Source organism: Hymenobacter arizonensis, assembly GCF_900115775.1.
Lineage (GTDB): Bacteria > Bacteroidota > Bacteroidia > Cytophagales > Hymenobacteraceae > Hymenobacter > Hymenobacter arizonensis.
In genome coordinates, this window is the sequence record NZ_FOXS01000003.1 from 77,805 (window position 1) to 97,506 (window position 19,702).

19 protein-coding genes are annotated in these 19,702 nt (G+C 58.6%); 7 read left to right on the forward strand and 12 right to left on the reverse strand.

Features of this window, described 5'->3' with window-relative positions; translation table 11 throughout:
* Nucleotides 1–85: 85 nt before the first annotated feature.
* The 3 genes from BMZ66_RS12055 to BMZ66_RS12065 all read right to left on the reverse strand — a co-directional run bounded on the left by BMZ66_RS12055 (nucleotide 86) and on the right by BMZ66_RS12065 (nucleotide 2,958).
* Nucleotides 86–619 (reverse strand): PEGA domain-containing protein, encoded by a 534-nt coding sequence (locus BMZ66_RS12055; protein ID WP_092673308.1) that lies wholly within the window; start codon nucleotides 617–619, stop codon nucleotides 86–88.
* 145 nt (nucleotides 620–764) lie between these two features.
* Nucleotides 765–2,576 carry an ABC transporter ATP-binding protein gene (locus BMZ66_RS12060; RefSeq protein WP_092673311.1) on the reverse strand — a complete coding sequence of 604 codons (1,812 nt, stop codon included), beginning with the start codon at nucleotides 2,574–2,576 and terminating at the stop codon, nucleotides 765–767.
* Between the two features lie 58 nt (nucleotides 2,577–2,634).
* Nucleotides 2,635–2,958 (reverse strand): ribonuclease E inhibitor RraB, encoded by a 324-nt coding sequence (locus BMZ66_RS12065; RefSeq protein WP_092673314.1) that lies wholly within the window; start codon nucleotides 2,956–2,958, stop codon nucleotides 2,635–2,637.
* Between the two features lie 263 nt (nucleotides 2,959–3,221).
* On the opposite strand from BMZ66_RS12065, the gene BMZ66_RS12070 reads away from it, so the two are divergent.
* The 4 genes from BMZ66_RS12070 to uxuA all read left to right on the forward strand — a co-directional run bounded on the left by BMZ66_RS12070 (nucleotide 3,222) and on the right by uxuA (nucleotide 8,696).
* Nucleotides 3,222–5,477, forward strand: coding sequence for a xanthine dehydrogenase family protein molybdopterin-binding subunit (locus BMZ66_RS12070; protein ID WP_092673317.1), 2,256 nt, complete (start codon nucleotides 3,222–3,224; stop codon nucleotides 5,475–5,477).
* Nucleotides 5,478–5,838: 361 nt separating this feature from the next.
* Nucleotides 5,839–6,621 carry a DUF8692 domain-containing protein gene (locus BMZ66_RS12075; RefSeq protein ID WP_234795074.1) on the forward strand — a complete coding sequence of 261 codons (783 nt, stop codon included), beginning with the start codon at nucleotides 5,839–5,841 and terminating at the stop codon, nucleotides 6,619–6,621.
* A complete protein-coding gene (locus tag BMZ66_RS12080) occupies nucleotides 6,593–7,303 on the forward strand; it encodes a class I SAM-dependent methyltransferase (RefSeq protein ID WP_234795075.1) in 711 nt (236 codons plus the stop codon). Before BMZ66_RS12075 ends, BMZ66_RS12080 begins: the two co-directional genes overlap by 29 nt.
* A 220-nt stretch (nucleotides 7,304–7,523) precedes the next feature.
* Nucleotides 7,524–8,696, forward strand: a complete 1,173-nt coding sequence (uxuA, locus tag BMZ66_RS12085; RefSeq protein WP_092673323.1) for a mannonate dehydratase — start codon at nucleotides 7,524–7,526, stop codon at nucleotides 8,694–8,696.
* Between the two features lie 82 nt (nucleotides 8,697–8,778).
* On the opposite strand, the gene BMZ66_RS12090 is transcribed toward uxuA, so the two are convergent.
* On the reverse strand, nucleotides 8,779–9,318 hold the full coding sequence (locus BMZ66_RS12090) for a DUF4890 domain-containing protein (protein ID WP_092673326.1): 540 nt from the start codon (nucleotides 9,316–9,318) through the stop codon (nucleotides 8,779–8,781).
* 302 nt (nucleotides 9,319–9,620) lie between these two features.
* Here BMZ66_RS12090 and BMZ66_RS12095 point away from each other — a divergent pair, with 302 nt between their 5' ends.
* Nucleotides 9,621–11,183: a M28 family metallopeptidase gene (locus tag BMZ66_RS12095; protein ID WP_092673329.1), complete on the forward strand. Its 1,563-nt coding sequence runs from the start codon at nucleotides 9,621–9,623 to the stop codon at nucleotides 11,181–11,183.
* A 226-nt stretch (nucleotides 11,184–11,409) separates the two neighbouring features.
* On the opposite strand, the gene BMZ66_RS12100 is transcribed toward BMZ66_RS12095, so the two are convergent.
* From BMZ66_RS12100 to BMZ66_RS12125, 6 genes are all read right to left on the reverse strand, one after another.
* A complete protein-coding gene (locus BMZ66_RS12100) occupies nucleotides 11,410–11,682 on the reverse strand; it encodes a hypothetical protein (RefSeq protein ID WP_092673332.1) in 273 nt (90 codons plus the stop codon).
* 90 nt (nucleotides 11,683–11,772) lie between these two features.
* Complete coding sequence (locus tag BMZ66_RS12105; protein ID WP_092673335.1) at nucleotides 11,773–12,630, reverse strand: dienelactone hydrolase family protein; 858 nt, start codon at nucleotides 12,628–12,630, stop codon at nucleotides 11,773–11,775.
* A 49-nt stretch (nucleotides 12,631–12,679) separates the two neighbouring features.
* Complete coding sequence (locus BMZ66_RS12110; RefSeq protein WP_092673338.1) at nucleotides 12,680–13,102, reverse strand: ACT domain-containing protein; 423 nt, start codon at nucleotides 13,100–13,102, stop codon at nucleotides 12,680–12,682.
* A 5-nt stretch (nucleotides 13,103–13,107) separates the two neighbouring features.
* The gene (locus BMZ66_RS12115) at nucleotides 13,108–13,479 is read right to left on the reverse strand and encodes a cupin domain-containing protein (protein WP_092673341.1); all 372 of its coding nucleotides are present in this window, start codon (nucleotides 13,477–13,479) and stop codon (nucleotides 13,108–13,110) included.
* 245 nt (nucleotides 13,480–13,724) lie between these two features.
* Entirely contained in the window at nucleotides 13,725–14,663 is a 939-nt protein-coding gene (locus BMZ66_RS12120; RefSeq protein WP_092673344.1) for a GNAT family N-acetyltransferase, read from the reverse strand.
* Nucleotides 14,664–14,675: 12 nt separating this feature from the next.
* Nucleotides 14,676–14,933, reverse strand: coding sequence for a Kazal-type serine protease inhibitor domain-containing protein (locus tag BMZ66_RS12125; RefSeq protein WP_092673347.1), 258 nt, complete (start codon nucleotides 14,931–14,933; stop codon nucleotides 14,676–14,678).
* Between the two features lie 243 nt (nucleotides 14,934–15,176).
* Here BMZ66_RS12125 and BMZ66_RS26430 point away from each other — a divergent pair, with 243 nt between their 5' ends.
* Nucleotides 15,177–15,614: a CsbD family protein gene (locus tag BMZ66_RS26430; RefSeq protein WP_092673350.1), complete on the forward strand. Its 438-nt coding sequence runs from the start codon at nucleotides 15,177–15,179 to the stop codon at nucleotides 15,612–15,614.
* A gap of 172 nt (nucleotides 15,615–15,786) precedes the next feature.
* A complete protein-coding gene (locus BMZ66_RS12135) occupies nucleotides 15,787–16,152 on the forward strand; it encodes a YtxH domain-containing protein (RefSeq protein WP_092673354.1) in 366 nt (121 codons plus the stop codon).
* Between the two features lie 466 nt (nucleotides 16,153–16,618).
* On the opposite strand, the gene lysS is transcribed toward BMZ66_RS12135, so the two are convergent.
* Nucleotides 16,619–18,178, reverse strand: a complete 1,560-nt coding sequence (gene lysS / locus BMZ66_RS12140) for a lysine--tRNA ligase (protein WP_092673357.1) — start codon at nucleotides 18,176–18,178, stop codon at nucleotides 16,619–16,621.
* Nucleotides 18,179–18,403: 225 nt separating this feature from the next.
* On the reverse strand, nucleotides 18,404–19,492 hold the full coding sequence (locus tag BMZ66_RS12145) for a hypothetical protein (RefSeq protein WP_177204704.1): 1,089 nt from the start codon (nucleotides 19,490–19,492) through the stop codon (nucleotides 18,404–18,406).
* Between the last annotated feature and the right edge of the window lie 210 nt (nucleotides 19,493–19,702).

Here is a 19,702-nt window from a genome sequence, read left to right on the forward strand (position 1 = left end):
AGATTTCGCGGAGAGATTGCAGACGCTCAACCATACTTGAGGAACTGCAGGGGAATCGGGACAGACGGGAGTGGTCGGTAGGAAATTATTCTGGTTCGGCTAGGATGCGTTTTTTTTCTTTTTCGTACTCGGCTTCAGTGAGGACTTTCTCATCGAACAGCTTTTTGTTCTCACGCAGGCGTTCGGCGCGCGACTTGGTCGTGGTGCCAGCAGCGGGCGCTACTGGTGCTGCGGGCGCCGTGAAAATTGCTGGTGCGCCAGGGATGATTGATTTTAACTCGTACGAGTGCTCTGGCTTGTACTTCATCGTCCATAAAAACGGGATGAGCAGAAAAACACCGCCTACGATGGCACCTACGTCGGCTTCCTCGTCGCGCGAGAAAGCGGTATTGTAGGTTTCATATCCTTCTTTTTCGAGCCGCACGGACGTGGTGCTGCCCACAATTTTGGAATCGGTGTGACGGTAGGGAGTGGTACCTACGGCTTCCCCGTTGAGATAAACCTTGGCCCCGGTGGGCAACGATTGCAGCATCGTGCTGCTGGCGCAACTACTGGTTAAGATGGTGCCAGCCAACAGCACCGCTACGCCCGAGGCGCATTGGGAAGAAAAGAAAGTCATGTGGGTAGAAATAACAACTGGCCACCTGGCCCGTCGGCGGTAAAGCTAACATCAGAGCAGCCACTAAATGAAGGCCGCAAAAATCTCGCTCGGTTACAGCTTTGTAGGTTGATGAAGAAATGACAAACGCTATGATGCATCAGCATTATGAAGCCGTATCCAACACCTCATCGCCATCATCGGCCATCGTCTTGGCCAGCTTCTCAATATTTAAGCTGCGCGCCGAAGCATCAAATATCTCCCGGTAAGTCCCTTGCCGGGCGTACAGCTCATCGTGCGTGCCGCTCTCCACCAAGCGGCCTTTTTTCATGACGTGAATGCAGTCCGAATCCACGATTTGGGCGAGGCTGTGGGAGATGATGACCACCGTACGGCCCTGCTTGATGGCGTCGAGCGAGTTTTTGATTTGCTCGGTGGCGATGGCGTCGAGGCTGGCGGTGGGCTCGTCGAGGAAGATGATGGGCGGGTTTTTGAGGAAGAGCCGGGCGATGGCGATGCGCTGTTGCTGGCCACCGCTGAGCTGCTGGGCATCGGACTGGTACTGGCGGGGCAGGTCCAGAATCTGGTCGTGCAGGTAGGCTTGTTTGGCGGCGGCTTCGATGTCGGCCTGGGTGGCTTCAAAGTCGCCGTAGCGGATGTTTTCTTCGATGGTGCCCTTGAAAATGTGGTTTTTCTGGAGCACCAGGCCGATGCGTTTGCGCAGGGCCTGGGTGTCGTAGTCGGCCAGTGGGCGGCCGTCGAGGAGCATTTGGCCGCGGTCGGGGGCGTAGAACTTGCAGAGGAGGTTGATGATGGTGCTTTTGCCGGCGCCGCTGAGGCCGACGAGGGCGGTGGTTTTGCCTTCCTCGATGGTGAGGCAAACGTCTTCCAGCGCCCGCGTGCCGCTGGGGTAGGTGAAGTCGACGTTGCAGATGTCGAAGGTGCCGCGCACGTTGCCGGGCTGCAGCGGGCCGGTTTCTTCCACGGCCGCGTCGGCGTCGAGGATGGCGAAGAAGCCTTCGGAGTAGGTGAGGGCCTCGTTCATCTCGTCGTAGATGCGGTGGAGCTGCCGGATGGGCGCCGACACGTTGTTGAATAGCAGAATGTGGAACATGATGGCGCCGATGGAAATTTGGCGGTCGAGCACGAGATAGGCCGTAAGGACGATAATGACGGTCACGCCAATCTGCTCGACGAAGGTTTTGAGGCCGTCGTAGCGGAAGTTGGTTTTGCGCGTCACCAGCTGCGCGTTCACCAGTTTTTGCTGGGTGTCGTTCTGCTTGGCGTCTTCGTAGCGCTCGCGCACGAAGCTCTTGATGACCACAATGGAGTCGATGATGCTCACAATGCCGTGGCTTTTCTCCTCGCGCAGGCCCCGCAGGCCGCGGCGCACGCCCTGCAGACGGTCGGCCTGCCGGTAGCTCAGCCAGAAGTACACCGGCAGCACGGCCAGCGCCACCAGCCCCACCCACAAGTTGGCCACGAACATGACCACCAGGGCCACCAGGGCATTGGCAAACAGCGGCAGGATGTCGATGAAGAAGTTTTGCACCAGCTTCATCAGGCTCTCCACGCCCCGGTCGATGCGGGTCTGGAGCTTGCCGGTCTGGTTGCCCTCGTTGGAGAAAAAGCCCAGCCCGTAACTCAGAATCTTGCCCACGGCCGTCTGCGAGAGCGTGCTGGAGATGTTGATGCGGATTTTCTCGCCGTAGTACTTCTGCCCGAAGGTGATGAAGGTGTTCACCAATTCCTTCCCCAGCAGGATGGCACTAACCCAGCCCAGCAGTGCCCAACCCCCGGCGAGGCCCTGGCCGCGGTCGAGCATGGCTTGCACCGTATCCACGGTGTAGCGCAGCACAAACGGCGTAACCTGGGCGGCCAGCGAGCCCACTAGTGTGAGCAGCAGCGTGGCAATGACGAGCGGACGGTAAGGCCGCACGAAGGGAAGGAGGCGTTTGATGATTTGCCAGAGGCTCATCTAAAAGGCAGCGTTAGGGTTGAGCCTGTTAGACGAGGGGGGCGGGGGTGGGGTTGGGCTATTCTACTTTCCCCACATCCCAGCCATCATATTCAACATCGCATTTGATAGCTAAGTCATTAAAAGCAAGATTGCGCCTATGAAGCTTTTCGGGTGTAAGTACATCTAATTTGGACACCTGAAGTACCCAGTCACCGTCATCTGCTTGATGAAGTTCAACGATACTGTAAGCGTGTTCCTCCAATTCAGTAAATACTTCCAAAAGCTTATTCTTGTCTTCATCAATAAAAAAGAAGCCCCATTTCAAAGTTGAGTCAACATCCCATCCTTCCCCAGTCATTTTGCGAAACATCTGCTTCACGGTTTCTTGCAGTGCGTTCATTCTTTAAATCTATTAGTTCCCAATTTGTAATCTTCCTACTGGCGCGAGTTTAGCGCAGCGTAACTCGTGACCAACTATTGGGCGAGGCTGTGCCTCGCATCAGAACGACGAACGGGCAGTCCTTGGCAGTGCATGACCAGACTGCCGCGCCAGCGGCAGTCTGGTCATGCACTGCCAAGGACTCGCGCCAGCAATGGCAAAGCTCATTTGAAACGCCTCCCTGCCTGCCCCGTAAAGACTTAACGTCTCTTACTGTGTATGCTATGGAAAACCAGCCCCTTACCGCCGCGCCCCACACCGGCCAGCCCCTCAACCGTGTAGATGGCCGCCTGAAAGTGACCGGGCAGGCTCGCTACGCGGCCGAGCACCCGGTAGCCGGCTGCGTGCATGGCGTGCTGGTGACCAGCGCCATAGCCCGGGGCCGCATCCGGCGCCTCGATACCGCGACGGCCGAGCGGGCCCCGGGTGTGCTGGCCATCGTATCGCACCTAAACTCGCCCAAGGTGCCCGGCTACCAAACCGCCGAAACCAACAAAAACCCACGCGTGGAAGGGCAGGAGTTTCGCCTGTTCTTCGACGACCAGATTCATTTCAGCAACCAACCCATTGCCCTAGCCATTGCCGATACGCTGGAACGCGCCCAGCACGCCGCCACGCTGGTGCGGGCCGAATACGAGCGGGCCGCCCACCAAACCAACCTGGCCGCCAGCCTCGGCACCAACCTGGTGCCCGCCAAGGAGAAAGACCACGCCCGTGGCCAAGCCAATGCCTACCGCTCGGCGCCGGTGAAGGTGGAGCAGGAATATCGCACGCCGGTGCACGTGCACAACCCCCTGGAAACCCACGCCGCCATTGCCCTCTGGCAGGGCGACCGGCTGACGGTGTACAACAAAACCCAGGCCCCCAAACTGGCCCAGGAAGACCTGATGCGCATGTTTCAGCTGCCCGAGGCCAACGTGCGCATTCACTCGCCGTTTGTGGGCGGGGCGTTTGGGGGCTCGTCGCGCATATGGCCGCCCGAGATGGCCGCCATTCTGGGGGCCAAAGTGGTGGGGCGCCCCGTGAAGGTGATGGGCCGGCGCGACCACGAGTTCAATATGGTGGGCTACCGGCCGCAGTCCATCCAGAAAGTGGGCCTGGGCGCCCTGCCCGACGGCACGCTGGTAGGAGTGACTCACGAAGCCTTCGGCATGACTTCGCGGCACGAGCAGTTTGCTGAGCGCATTGTGCACCCCACCAAAACGGCCTACCGCACGCCCAACATCAACACCACCTACCGCTTGGTGCCGCTCGACCTGAGCACGCCCTGCTGGACCCGCGGCCCCGGCGAAACCACCGGTTCCTTCGCCCTCGAATCGGCGATGGACGAGCTGGCCTACGCCCTGAACATGGACCCGCTAGCCCTGCGCCTGAAAAACTACGCCGATACCGACCCCGAAAAAGACCAGCCCTGGAGCAGCAAGCACCTGCGCGCTTGCTACGAGCGCGGCGCCGCACTATTCGGCTGGAGCAAGCGTCCGGCTGCGCCCCGCTCCCTGCGCGAAGGCGAATACCTCGTGGGCTGGGGCATGGCCTCCGGCATCTACAAAGCCGAGCGGCGGCCCGCCACCGCCCGAGCCCAGCTCCGGGCCGACGGCACCCTACTGGTGCAAAGCGCCACCGCCGACGCGGGCCCCGGCACCGGCACCATCATGACCCAGATTGCCGCCGATGCCAGCGGCGTGGCCCCCGCCAATATCCGCTTCGAGCTCGGCGACTCGGCCCTGCCGCCGGCGCCCATTCAGGCGGGCTCGCACACCACAGCCTCGGTGGGCTCGGCCGTGCACGATGCCTGCACGGCCCTGAAGCAGCAGCTGCTGGCCCTGGCCCGGCAAATGCCCAAATCAGCCTTGAGTAGAATAAAAACAGCGGATATCGTGGCCGAAAACGGCATCCTGCAAGTGGCCGGCCGCGCCGCCAGCCGCGTCAGCTACGCCGAGGTGCTGAAGCACCACCAGATGCCTTCGCTGGAAGTCACCAAGGAATCGAAGGGCGGGCCCGAGATGGAGAAGCACTCGGGCAAGTCGTTTTGCGCCAGTTTTGTGGAAGTGCAGGTGCACTCGCTCACGGGTGCGGTGCGCGTGAGCCGGGTGGTGTCGGTGGTAGATGCCGGCCGGCTCATGAACCTGAAAACCGCCCGCAGCCAGGTGTACGGCGCCGTGACCTGGGGAATAGGAATGGCCCTGATGGAAGACGCCCGCCTCGACCACCGCTACGGACGCTTCCTGAACCACGACCTGGCCGAGTACCACCTGCCCGTCAACGCCGACGTGCCGGATATCACCGTCGAATTCATTGACCGGCCCGACCCGCTGCTCGACCCCATGGGCGCCAAAGGCCTGGGCGAAATCGGCATGATAGGATTTGCCGCCGCCGTGGCCAACGCCGTGTACCACGCCACGGGCAAGCGCGTCCGCGAGCTGCCCATTACGCCGGATAAGTTGGTGGGGGTGAAGGAGGAAACCGGCAGCCGTAGCTAAACCCAGCACCGCGCATACATATACCTCGCGGGGCTATTTTTCACCATAACACTTGGGAGGCCAGCCTTAATCCTGAGCTTTCACAATAGGATTGACATGCGTGCGGTCCCTGTGTTGCTGTTCAAAATGGCTCCGTTAACGAGCGATGCTTTTTGCATTGAACCGCTTTGCTGCTGGTTTTAAACCTATAGCACCGACCATGAGTTGAGTTTGATTATGGGGAAATCATAACAATTTATTATGAGTTTTGTAATTATCTGTCTATATTCATGTGATGTGCAGCGGTTGTCCGAGTTTATGCGTATAAGGCATAGATATGAATTTTCATATTTAAATGGAACCACCATTAACCCCTTAATTCATGGAGAGTTTGTACCAAGTTGATGAGCCATTGACCAGAACCGCGACTAAGAAGCAAGGGATAGCGCCCGTTGCGCTATTTCCATTGCAGATTACTAAATGGCTGCTGGGAATAACATTTGTGCTGTTGTTGGCCAACATTGCGGCGATGGTTCTGAAGCACACAAGCGCTGTTCAAACCAAAACCTTCTGGTACTTCGATAAATTCTTCAACTTCAATTACGAGAGCAATTTCCCTAGCTTTTTCTCTTCGGTTCTTTTAATAGGAGCTGCGGGAGTATTGCTGCTGCTGTACATTATATGCAAGCATCAAGGAAATAATTACGCAAAGTCCCGATGGTTTCTGTTAAGCCTGGTATTTGTGTTTCTGGCCATTGACGAAAACACCCAAATACATGAAGTAGTGGCCGACATTGTGCGTCCCAAATTGGCTTCTGATTTGTCTGGGCTCCTGTATTGGGCGTGGGTCGTACCCTATTTTATTGCATTTGTAATAATAGTTGCCTTCTTCCTGCCCTTCGTAATACGGCTGCCGAAAAAAACGCGTAGCCTGATTATTCTGGCGGGCTTTATGTTCGTTTTCGGAGCCGTTGGGCTGGAATTAGCCGAAGGTTATTTCTACAAAAAGTACGGGCTGGAGCACATTTACAATGACCTGTTGTATTGTGTAGAAGAACTGCTGGAAATGACCGGTGTAATTCTCTTTATTTACGCTTTGCTGAATCATATGGCTTCGATGAACGCGCTTTTGGTAATTGAAAAAGAAGCGAAAGCAATTGCATAACGCCCCGGTATTTCTTGTTTATTCTTTTCTGGCCTCCGGCTATATTGGGGCCATGAAGGTTCAAGCCGCATACAACAAGTGGGCGTCTACTTACGACGCTGTTAATAATAAAACCCGCGACCTTGAAGGCACGGCCTTGCACCAGTTACTGGCGCCGCTGTCCTTCGCAACCGTGCTGGAAATAGGCTGCGGAACCGGCAAAAACACCAGCTGGTTAGCGACCCGGGCAATTGAGGTGACTGCGGTGGATTTCTCGGCAGCAATGCTGGAAGCTGCAAGGGCCAAGGTTTCGAATCACAACGTAGCGTTTCAGCAGGCAGATATTACTGCCGAATGGAGCTTCGTGACTTCTCCAGTCAACCTTATTACCTGTAGCCTGATTCTGGAGCACATTTCGGATTTAGATTTTGTGTTTCAGCAAGCCAGTCGGGCGCTGCGCCCAGGAGGCTTTTTTTACGTGGGCGAATTGCATCCTTTCAAACAATACCAAGGCAGCCAAGCCCGATTTGAGACGGCAACCGAAATAATTAAAATTGACGCCTTCATCCACCACGCGTCGGACTACATGGCGGCGGCTAAGAGCAGTGGGCTGGAGTGCGTTGAATTCCGAGAGTTGTTCGATGATGAAGACCGAACCACTACGCCCCGAATATTGGCCTTGCTTTTTCAGAAGCGTAGTTAATGCAATTGTGGGCCGTGCATAACCGAGCAGAGTTGGACCTCTGGGTGTAAAATTCCTTTCTTCGCATTGGCCAAGCATATTATGCTTGTTTGTGGTACGTCTGCCAACGCAGGAAACACACCAATTTTCTCCAATATATCCGCAACACACGGTGCGGTTGAAACGCTTTTTTAGGGCACTCAGCACGCCCGTTTAAGCGAAACTGACAAAGCACTTCCCCATGCCCCTCATTCAAAGCTGGCGCTGGTACGGCCCCAACGACCCGGTCAGCCTCGCCGACATCCGCCAGGCCGGCGCTACCGACGTGGTTTCGGCCCTGCATCACATTCCCAACGGGGTGGCGTGGCCCGTGGCTGAAATCCAGAAGCGCCAGGCTGAGGTAGCCGCCGCCGGCCTCACCTGGAGCGTGGTGGAAAGCGTGCCCGTGCACGAGCAAATCAAAACCCGCACCGGCCCGTACCAGCAGCACATCGCCAACTACCAGGAGTCGTTGCGCAACCTGGCCGCCTGCGGCATCCGCACCGTCACCTATAACTTCATGCCCGTCCTCGACTGGACCCGCACCGATTTGGCCTACGAGGTAGAAGACGGTTCCAAAGCCCTGCGCTTCGAAAAAGCCGCTTTTGTGGTCTTCGACACGCAACTGCTCCGGCGCCCCAACGCCGCGGCCGACTACACTGCCGCGGAGCTCGCCCACGCCGAAGCCCGCCTGGCCAGCATGAGCGCCGCCGACCGGCAGCAGCTGCAGCGCAACATCATCGCGGGCCTGCCCGGCAGCGAAGAAAGCTTCACCCTGGAACAGTTTCAGCAGGCCCTCGATGCCTACCAGGGCATCGACGCGGCCAAGCTGCGCGAGCACCTGATTTTGTTCCTGCAAGCCATCGTGCCGGTGGCCGAAGAAGTGGGCATCAACTTGGCCATCCACCCCGACGACCCGCCGTATCCCATTCTGGGCCTGCCCCGCGTGGTAAGCACCGCCGCCGATGTGGCGGCCCTGGCCGCGGCCGTGCCCTCGCTCCGCAACGGCTTGTGCTTTTGCACGGGCTCTTTCGGGGTGCGCCCCGACAACGACCTGCCCGGCATGGTGCGCCAGTTTGCCAACCGCATTTACTTCCTGCACCTGCGCAGCACCCAGCGCGATGCCGCCGGCAACTTCTACGAAGCCAACCACCTGGAGGGCGACGTGGACATGTACGCCGTAATGCGCGAGCTCGTCGGCGTCATGCGCCAGCGCCAGGTCAGCCTGCCCATGCGCCCCGACCACGGCCACCAAATGCTCGACGACCTGCACAAGCACACCAACCCGGGCTATTCCGCCATCGGCCGCCTGCGCGGCTTGGCCGAGCTGCGCGGGCTGGAGCTGGGCATTACGCGCAGCCTGCCACCCGCTTAGGCTGCAAGCTGCAGCGGTAGAGTGCACGCAAAAAAGCCGCTACCAGTTGGTAGCGGCTTTTTTGCGTGCACGGCTTGCAGGCTTAATTGCTGGCTTTCCGGGCGGCTTTGGCGGCTTCTTTGTCGGCTTTGGAGCCCTTCATTTTTACCTTGTCGCCTTTGATTTTGACTTTGTCAACGCCATCGCGCTGGCCGTAGCCCCGGCCGGGGCCGCCGCCGCGCTTCATGCGGTCGGCTTGCATGGCCGTGTACTTCGTGTACTGGTCGGCGGTCAGTACTTCTTTGAACTGGGTGTCGTACTTGGTGCGGTTGGCTTCCATCTGCGTGCGCATCTGGTCGCGGTTGGTGGCGTCGCGGCCCTGGCCGCGCATGGCCTGCATCTCCTGGGTGCGGGCCAGCAAAATTTGCTGTACGCGGGTGGTTTGGTCGGCGCTCAGGCTCAGCTCCTGTGCCATGCGCTGGCTCTGGCGGCTGGCCATTTCTTCGGGCGTGCCTTGGCTGCGGCCGTAGCCGCGGCCTTCTTGTGCGCCGTAGGCAGGCGCTGTTTGGGTGGTGGTTTGGGCGGCGGCAGTTCCTACGGTGAGGGCGAAAGCGGCCATCAGGGGCATCAAAAAGGATTTCATGATTCGAGAGTAAGTTGGTGGGAGGTTGAGATAATTTGGCCTTTCCGGCGCTGAACGAATCGACTTGTTCTGCCAGGGTATTTGCAAACCATCGGCCCGAAATCAGCCCAACTGCCCAAAGCCGGACCAGTAGGGTAGAAGCACCGACCAACAGCCCGAATCCACAGACGGGCTTTGTATTTGGGCTGCCGCCGTTTCCCTAATTCATCCCCAAAACCTGCCCGTATGCGCTGCCAGGCCCTGGCAAAGGCTCGGTTCGTTGCCTACCTTAGGCATCCAAACCCACAGCAATGCTTTTCTCCATGAACAAACTAGTGCTTCTTGCCCTGGCCGGTGCCTGGGCCAGCGGAACGCCCGCCGCCGCGCAATCCACTGAAAAAATTGACGCGGCCGCGCTCGCCAAAATCCGGGACGAGGGCATGAACCGCTCCAAGGTGATGGAAACCGCTTTCTATCTCACCGACGTGAGCGGCCCGCGCCTCGCCAATTCCGATGGCCTGAAGCGCGCCAACGAGTGGGCCAAAAAGCAGCTTACTCAGTACGGCCTCGCCAATGCCAACATTGAGCCCTGGGGCGAATTCGGCCGCGGCTGGGACATCGAGAAGTCGTACGTAGCCATGACCGCGCCCTACTACCACACCATGGTGGGCGCTCCCAAAGCCTGGACGCCCAGCACGCCCGGCGCCATCCGCATGCCCGTGGTGGTGATGAAAACCGCCGCCACCGCCGCCGACCTCGACAAGTACAAAGGCCAGCTGCGCGGCAAAATTGTGGTGATGGACGTGCCCGCCCCGCCCAAGCCCAGCACCGAGCCCGACCTGCGCCGCTACTCCGACGAGGACCTGCAAAAGATGGCCGACCCCGCCGCGCCCCGCCCGGCCGCCAACATGCCCGATGCTGCCGCCCTGGCCGCTCGCCGCGCCCTGGCCGAGCTCCGCACCAAAACCGCCGACATGCTCATTAGCGAAGGGGCAGCGGCCGTGCTCAGCGCCCGCGGCGGCATCTACGGCACCTTCAATACCACCAACGGCGCGCCCTACGCCGCCGATGCCAAGCCGGTGCTGCCCGAAATTGAAATGACCATCGAAGACCAGCTGCGCCTGATTCGCTTGGTGGAAGCCGGCATTCCGGTGGAAGTGGAGATGGAAACTAAAACCCGCTTCCAGACCCAGGACTTGAAGGGCTACAACGTCATTGCCGAAATCCCCGGCACCGACCGCAAGCTGAAAAGCGAAGTCGTGATGCTCGGCGGCCACATCGATTCCTGGCACGCCGCCACCGGCGCCACCGACAACGCCGCCGGCGTAGCCGTGATGATGGAAGCCGTCCGCATCCTCAAAGCCACGGGCATGAAGCCGCGCCGCACCATCCGCATTGCGCTGTGGGGCGAGGAGGAGCAGGGCCTGCACGGCTCGCGCAACTACGTGAAAAACAACTTCGGCGACCCCGCCACCATGAAGCTGCTGCCTGCCCACGAAAAGCTGTCGGCCTACTTCAACCTGGACAACGGGGGCGGCAAAATCCGCGGCATCTTCGCGCAGGGCAACGAAGCCATCGCCCCCATCTTCAGCGAATGGCTCAAGCCCTTCAACGACCTGGGCGCCGCCACCGTCACGCTGCGCAACACCGGCAGCACCGACCACATCGCCTTCGACGCCGTGGGGCTGCCCGGCTTCCAGTTCATTCAGGATGGCCTCGACTACTTCCCCCAAACCCACCACACCAACCAAGACACCTACGACCGCCTCATCGCCGACGACCTCAAGCAGGCGTCCGTAGTAGTGGCCTCGTTTGTGTACAACGCTGCCATGCGCGACCAGAAGCTGCCCCGTAAGGCACTGCCCACGCCGCCCAAGGCGCAGTAGCAACGCTCCACGCCGGAAACATAAAAAGCCCCGCTGACTATTGGTCAGCGGGGCTTTTTCTTGAAGCCATGCTCGCCGCGAAGGTGATTAAAGAGCGGTGTAGAGACGCGACACTTCGCGTTTCGGCCTCCGCGCCGTTCAAGAATCCTTCAACGCCGAGACGCGAATTGTCGCGTCTCTACACCGTTCTGCCGGGCCGCATGCCCGGTGCAATCAATCTGCTTCGCTAATCCACCAGCCCCAGGGTGCGGGTTAATTTATTCTTCGGGATGGTGATGGTAATGCTCTGATCCTGCTTTTCGGAACGAGCCCGACGCCGGTCCACCAAATCCTGAATTTTGTCTTTTTTGGAATCGCGCGACGTCAGCACCTTGGCCACGTCCGTGACCAGCGAAATTGCCCGCGGCACGACCACTCTCACTTCCTGATAGTCAGGGTCGGGCGGTGGAGCGGGGGCGGGGGCTCCCTGCGCCAGGCTACTTGTGACTTTAAGCAGCAACGCAGCAAGTAAAACGGATAGCTTCTTACTTGACATGAATACCGGGTTAGTGCCGCAAAGATGCTGCGCGACTGCTGCTTGGTTGCCCGGTTATCTCAATTTTTCCTTGAAAAGGCGCAACGTTCGTTCCCAGGCCAGTTTGGCGACTTCAGCATTGTAGCGCGCCGGCGAAGTGTCGTTGTTGAAAGCGTGGTTTGCGCCCTCGTACACGTACAGCTCGTACTTGGTACCGGCCGCTTTCAGGGCCGCTTCGTAGGCCGGAATGCCAGCGTTCACCCGCTCGTCGAGGCCGCCGTAGTGCAACATCACCGCCGACTTAATTTTGGGCACGTCTTCGGCCTTGGGTTGCGAGCCGTAGTAAGCCACGGCGGCGTCCAGCTTGGGGTCGTTCACGGCCAGCTGGTTGGCCATGGCACCGCCCCAGCAGAAACCCACGGCGCCGGTGCGGCCGTTGCAGTCGGGCCGGGCACGGAGGTAGTCGAGCGCCTTCAGGTAGTTATTCAGGTTTTTGGCTTTATCGAGCTGGCCAATGAGTTCCCGGCCCTTGTCTTCGTCGGTGGGCGTGCCGCCGAAGGGCGAAAGCGCATCCACCCCCAGAGCCAGGTAGCCGGCCTGTGCCACGCGCCGCGTTACGTCCTTGATGTGCGGCGTGAGGCCGCGGTTTTCGTGAATCACCACTACGGCGCCGCGCTTCTTGCGGCCCTTGGGGTGCACTAAGTAGCCGCGCATGGCCGCGCCATCGCCAATCCAACTCACTTCCTCGGCTTCCAAGTCGTCGGCCTCGGGCGCAACGGTAGCAGCCTGGGCATAGCCCGGCTCCAGCACCGAAAGGGCCGCCACGGCCAAGGCCGTACCACCGGCCAGCTTCGCCAGCCGGTCCAAAAATTCCTTGCGGGTGAGCGGCGCGTGCGTGTATTCGTCGAAAAGGTTGATGATGCGTTGGTCCATGGGGCTAAATGTATTGGGTTAAAGTCGAAAGCAAATTGGCCGGACGTGCCTAGTGCGGGCCAACAAGTGGCGCCGCCGCTTCAGCCAACAACGCACGGAGGGCTGCCAAAGCCCGCTCAGCATCGGCCTGGGCCACAAACAGATGGTCGTGGTAGTAAGCTGCCACCACGTTGCAGCTAATACCTTCCCGAGTTAGGGCCGTGGCCACGGCTGCTGTCAGGCCCACCGCGGCCAGGGACGAATGCACGTTCAGCGTAATCCAAGCCGCCACATACTCGTAAGCCAACCCGTGCGCGTCGGCTATCTCGCGGGTTAAAATCAGCGTGAGGCCCTCTGCTTCCCGAAACGAGCCAAGCGTTTCCGCGGCCCGGATAGCCGAATCCAGAGGAGCTGTGCAGAAGACAAATTCGCCGGCATTAAGCACCGGGTGCATGTTGGCCAGCAGCTGCTTCAGGTTGGTTTCGCCAGTCATGCGTTCTATTCCGCTTCCCGGTTCACAGTATCGGGGCTGAAGGCCGGCACGCAAATCGACCAGTATTCGCACTCCTCATCAAACGGGTTGGAGTAGCGCACCCGCGCCCCGGCCTTGATGAGCAGCGCCTGCCCAGCCTGCAGCTCCACCACCTCACCATCGATTTCGAACCGCTTGCGACCACGCACCACAATGGTGAATTCATCAAAACTCGGCGTTTGGTGGGGCTCGCTCCAATGCGGAGGCGCCACCATGTGGGCCAGGCTATAAGCCGAGGTGCCGGTGCTGGCCCCGCCCACGTGCTCTTCAATGAGCTTGCCGTCGGTGGTAGGAACGATGAAAGGGGAGGGGTTGAGGACGTAGCGTTTTTCGGACATTGTTTATAAGAGTGGTAAAATAGGGAAAGGAAAAAACTCCCCTCCTTTTTTAAGGAGGGGATGTTCGAGCCAACGGCTCGAACGGGGGTGGTTGAACTTGTTGAACGATGTGAGAACGACACCCGAACGATTCAAAAGCAATTCGTTCAACCATCGTTCAACGACCTAACCACCCCAGCAAAGCCTGGCGGCTTAGCATCCCCTCCTTAAAAAAGGAGGGGAGTTGGTCGTTTTGGTAGCTGCTGTTACGGCTTCAGCTTCTCCAGCAACTCAAAAGCGCGCGAATTGTATTTCCAAACAAAAAAATACGGAGTCTGCACCGCTCCAAACTGCACCCGTATCCGCTCCACGGCCGGTAGCATGCTTCCTTCGAAATCGAAGCAGTCCAACTTCAGCACTTCGCTGGCATACCGAATAGCCTCCCAAATGAGCAGAATGCCCGCGCCGCTGTCACGCAGCGCTGGGTCGTCGCCCGAGAGGTGATAGTAGGCTGCTTGTTTGTCCCAAATGAGATAAGCGGCCGAGTGAATCCGCTCCTGCTCGTCCACGGCAAAGAACATCTGCCGGGCGCCGTTGGCGGCCAGCGCCGCATCGTGCCGCTCAAACTGGGCCCACGAATACGGCATGGACAGTCCCTGGCGGTCGAAGCTCATCTTATTGAGCTCGTAAAACCGCTGGGCCGAGTAATCATGCACCACCCGCACCAACTGCTGCGCCTTCTGAAGGTTGCGACGGATGTTGCGGTTGATGCCGGCCTCTACCCGCGCCAGCTCCTGCAGGCCGCTGAGGCGGTAGGTGTAGTAGGTAGTCTGCCGGTACTTATTCCAGTAGAAGGGCAGCCAATTCGTGACGGTGGGGTAAAAGTTCTGCTTGAACGCCGCAAAGTCGGGCAGCTGCTTCAGCAACTCTTCCAGCAGCACATGCTCCTTTTTCAGCACGCCGCGGTATTCGGGCAGCAGGTAAGGCCCCAGCATCTTCACAAAGGGCGGCATGGTCACGTATCGAAACGGGCCCTTCTGCTTGTAGAAGTAGGGCAGCGCTGCCACCACCCGGTCGTGGTCGTGGGCCAGCACCACGTCCCAGTGGCCGCCGGCAGCGCAGGCGTCGAGATACCACGCCTGCGCATACACCGGCACATCGGGCGCGATGCGGCAGAAGTCGCGGTAACGGGCTTTGGCGGGCATTGAGGCAGGCACTTACTTCGGCTTGACTTCCGGGCAGGGGCCTTTGGTGTAGGTGAGCACGCCGGCGTTGTTGGCTACGCAGGAGTTGGAGTAGGTTTTGCCATCGCACCCGCACACCGGCTCGTATTGCATGGTGCACATGCCTTCGGGGTTGATTTTGCTGGGGTCGATGCACGCAGCAGTGGTCGTTGCCGCATCCGTGGGAGGGGCCTGGCGCTGGCAGCCCAGGGCCAGCAGCAAAGCGGCAAATACAAAGCGGGGCGTTTTCATAAGCAGGGAGTATTCGGCGAATCTACGCCGAGGCCCCGAAAGTAGCGTGGGCCCTGGGCCCAGCAAACGCCGCTACTTCGGTATGTTACGGAAAATTTACCGCTAAGCTCAACCCCTGGCGTTGGCCTCCGTATAGCTTGCCAGACCAAACGCGGGTCTAACTCAAAAACCCTATTTTTGAATTTACCCCAGCGCCTCCTCTAGAACATCTTTCACCCCCATTCACCCTTCATTACCATTACCATGTCGTACCACGAAGAAGACAACAACGCCGGCAAAATTTTGTTAGCCGCTATCGCCGGTGCCGGCGCTGGCATCATTGCCGGTATGCTATTGGCTCCCGACAAAGGTTCGGCCACCCGCGAGAGCTGGAAAGGCGTTGCTACTAAATACAGCGGCCAGCTCGGCGAGCAAGCCACCAAACTCGGTTCCGACCTCGAAGCTAAATTCAAAGAATACGCTGGCAAACTCGAAGACCTCGGCCTGACCGGCGCTGGCAGCACCCTGAGCCTGAAAGGCGACTGGAACGACATCAAAGGTCGTTTGAAGCAGCAGTATGCCCAACTCACCGACGAGGACCTGACCTACGCTGAAGGCCAAGGCGATGAGCTAGTAGGCCGCTTGCAGGGCAAGCTCGGCAAAGGCAAGTCGGAAATCACGAAAATGCTGAACGATATGTAAGTTGGCTTTTAGCCCACTTACTACAAAGCCCCGCACCGCAAGGTGTGGGGCTTTTTTGTTGACAATTTCCGGCGCGTATCAGCCGAATAGGTGTTTTATTGCCGCAGCCTAACAACTAGCTTACTTTACCGTTAGATAAAGTACTTCGAACAACCCCATTTTACTATATGTCATGAAAGACGACAACGGCAAAGTCATTTTCTCGCTCATCGCTGGCGCCACCGCTGGCATTGTGGCCGGCCTGCTGCTGGCTCCCGAAACCGGCGACCAAACCCGCGCTCAGCTGCGCGAATCGGCATCAAAGTGGGGCGGCGACCTCAGCAAGCTCGTGAAAGACACGCTGGCCAAAGTGCAGGGCCAAGGCTCGGCCGATGCGCCCGGCCACACCAACCCCAGCGCCGCCGTGAGCGAAGACAAAGAAGCCGCCGACCGCCTGCTACAAGGCCTCAGCGGTAACACATCGGCGGGCCACGACTTCAACGACGACCCCGACTACGACGGTTTCGGCGACGAGCCCCGCCACCAGCCCCGCGGCTAGCACCGGGCCGGGTAGAAACATAATTTTGGCATTTTTAACGCCAGCGTAACCTGCCCGTTTCCGTTCCGTAAAATCACACATAATCGCCTTGAAAGAAGGCCGAAACGTGTTACTAGTAAAATTGCCGACCGTAGGAGCTTCTGCTGAGTTAGGTTAAAAAATTCAGTAGTAAAATCAGACGTGTCCATCGCAAGCTTCTTGTAATAACAGCGGTTTGAAGGGTAAGACGATTATAAAAAGAAAAGCCCCGCACGACATTTCGTGTGGGGCTTTTCGATTATCAGGGCCTGTGCTCACTCACCTGTCATCTCAATCGTCTGTCATCATAAATATCTGTCATCCTGAGCTTGCGAAGGACCTTATCACGCCGGAACGTATTGCAGTAATTACAAACGGCGCAATGGTGATAAGGTCCTTCGCTGCGCTCAGGATGACAGAAGATTAAAATGACAGACGATTTTGAGTGCTACTTCTCGCTCTCTTTCTCCGCCTTGGCCTGCTGCACGTTCTCCGGCTTCATCTGCGGGAAGAACAGCACATCCTGGATGGAGTGCGAATTAGTCATAATCATGCTCAGGCGGTCGATGCCGATGCCCAGGCCGGCCGTGGGCGGCATGCCGTACTCCAGGGCGCGCAGGAAGTCCTCGTCGAGCACCATGGCCTCGGTGTCGCCGCGCTTGCCCAGTTCCAACTGGTCCTCGAAGCGCTTACGCTGGTCAATGGGGTCGTTAAGCTCCGAGAAAGCGTTGCAGATTTCCTTACCGTTGCAGATGGCCTCAAAGCGCTCCACCATGCCGGGACGGTCGCGGTGCTTCTTGGCCAGCGGCGACATCTCTACCGGATAATCGGTGATGAAAGTGGGCTGAATCAGCTTGGGCTCCACGTGCTCGCCGAAGATTTCATCGATGATTTTGGCCTTGCCCATGCTGGGGTCCAGGTGCACGTTTAGCTCCTGCGCGGTTTCGCGCAGCTGGGCCTCATCCATCTCGCCAATGGCTTTGCCGGTGTACTTCTCGATGGCTTCAAACATGGTGTAGCGCTGCCAGGGGCGCTGGAAGTTGATGAGGTTGTCGCCCACCTGCACTTCCGTCTGGCCGTGCAGCGTGGTGGCCACGCGCTCTACCATTTCTTCCACCAGGTCCATCATCCAGGCGTAGTCCTTGTAGGCCACGTAGAGCTCCATCTGCGTGAACTCCGGGTTGTGAAAGCGCGACATGCCTTCGTTGCGGAAGTCCTTGCTGAACTCGTACACGCCATCGAAGCCGCCCACAATGAGGCGCTTCAGGTATAGCTCGTTGGCAATGCGCAGGTACAGCTCCATGTCGAGCGTGTTGTGGTGCGTCTTGAAGGGCCGGGCCGCCGCGCCGCCGTACAGCGGCTGCAGAATGGGCGTTTCCACTTCCAAGTAGCCCTTGTCGTTGAGAAAATTCCGCATCGACTGCACCAGCTGAGTGCGCTTGATGAAGGTGTCGCGCACGCTGGGGTTCACCACCAGGTCCACGTAGCGCTGGCGGTAGCGCTGCTCGGGGTCGGTGAAGGCATCGTAGGTTACTTTTTCGCCGGTGGCCTCGTCTACTTTCTCTTTCACGATGGGCAGCGGGCGCAGCGCCTTAGCCAGCAGCTTCAGCTCCGTGACATGAATGGACGTTTCGCCCACCTGCGTCTTAAATACGTGGCCTTTCACGCCAATGAAGTCGCCCAGGTCCAGCAGCTTTTTGAACACGACGTTATACAGCGTCTTGTCTTCGCCAGGGCAAATTTCGTCGCGGTTCACGTACAGCTGAATGCGGCCGGAGGTGTCCATCAGCTCGGCAAACGACGCTTTGCCCATCACCCGCGACGACATCAGCCGGCCGGCCAGCGTCACCTCCTGGAAGTTGTTCAGCTCGGGGTGGTAATTGTCGTGAATCTCCTTGGCATAAAACGTCACGTCGAACAGTTCCGACGGATACGCTTCAATGCCCAGCTTTTCCAGTTCTTCGAGTTTTTGGCGGCGCTGTATTTCCTGTTCGCTGAGGTGCTGCATGGTGTGTCTGAACCGCGGATTTATCGGATTGGTCGGATTCATCGGATTTCGACGACGATTGCCGTTGGGCTCCGGACCAATACAAAAAAGCAGCGGTGGGTAAAAAGTGAGGTGTAAAAGTACGGCACGAAAAAAGCCGCTCCGAAACGGAGCGGCTTAATCAGCTTTTTTACATACCCAAAATCCGACAAATCTGTCTAATCCGATAAATCCGCGGTTCAGACATTAAGCGGCCATGCGGTACTGCGGAGCATCAGCGGCAATGGCCGGGGCCGTGGGCGGCGTGGGCGCCAGCACCGGCTCAACGCGGGTACGCAACCGGTCCTCCACGAAGCCTGCCTGCAAGTGCACGGGCAGCTCGGCCACCAACTGGCGGTAACGCTCCAAGCCCAGGGCCTTGGCCACGTAGGTCTCGTGCACGCCGTTGAGGTAGCTCACAATGTTGAGCAACGAAGCGTGGAACAGACGAAAGTCGATATCGGCTTCCACGTAGCGCTCAATCTCGCGGCTGGTCTGCGAAATGCGCAGGCGGCCCAGCAGGTCGAAGATAGTGGTGTAGCCCAAGCGCCAGGTAATCTGCTGCCAATGGGCGGCCGTCCACTTGTCAAGCGGGCGGCCCGTTTTCTGGCTGCGAATGGCCGTGTTCGGGTTGGCCTGCACCTGAGCACGGGTCCACTGCGCCTTCATCTTGCGCGTGGTGCGCAGGAACTGGCCAATTTGTGCCTGGGCGTCAATCTCCTTGCTGGCAATGTGCAGCCCAGCTTTGTAGCCCGCCAGCGGCAAGCGGTGAATGCTGAAGTCACCGTACGAACCGGCGGCGTAGAACGACACCGGACGCGGGTAAGCATTCTTCACCACCAAGCGGCCCACCTCGCGGCGCACCAGCTGGCTGTTGTTGCTGCGCACCCCCGTGGTGTACAGGAAAGCCTGCAGGCCCGATAGGATGGCGTGGTACGCCTGCGGGAACGTCCAATGCAGGGCGTTGCGCAGGAAGTTGTCGTCGCCCAACTCGGCGGTGGCGCGCAAGGCGTACTCCGTGCTCCAGCTGGTGTGTAGGAGCTTAGTAAGCGCGGCCACGTCGGCGTCATTCAGCTCGGCCGTGTGGCTGCGGAAAAAGGGCAAGTTCTGGAGACCGCCGAGTACGTCGTCGTTCTCTTGAATGTGATAGTTGATAGCGAAGAAGTAGTTGAGGAAAACCTGCGCTGGAATGGACTTGCGCCAAGTTTCATCAGCTAGCTTCTGCTGCTGCTCGTCGCCGCTGGACTCCACCTGCGGAACGAACGGGATAATGCGGGTTTCCTCTGTAGTCTTCATGGTTAGTAAACAGCTTAAGGCAGGGTTTTAGTTGCCTAATTACTAACTTTTTTGTCAATTTTTACTAACGATTATAGTGCTTATAATTAGCACATTATATTGCATATTGTGAAAAATGCTTCTTTAGACAAAGAGGGTTGATTTGCTAAATAGGTTGACACGCCAAAAAGGTGCCAAAAAAGCCCCCGCACCTAATGGAGCGGGGGCTTT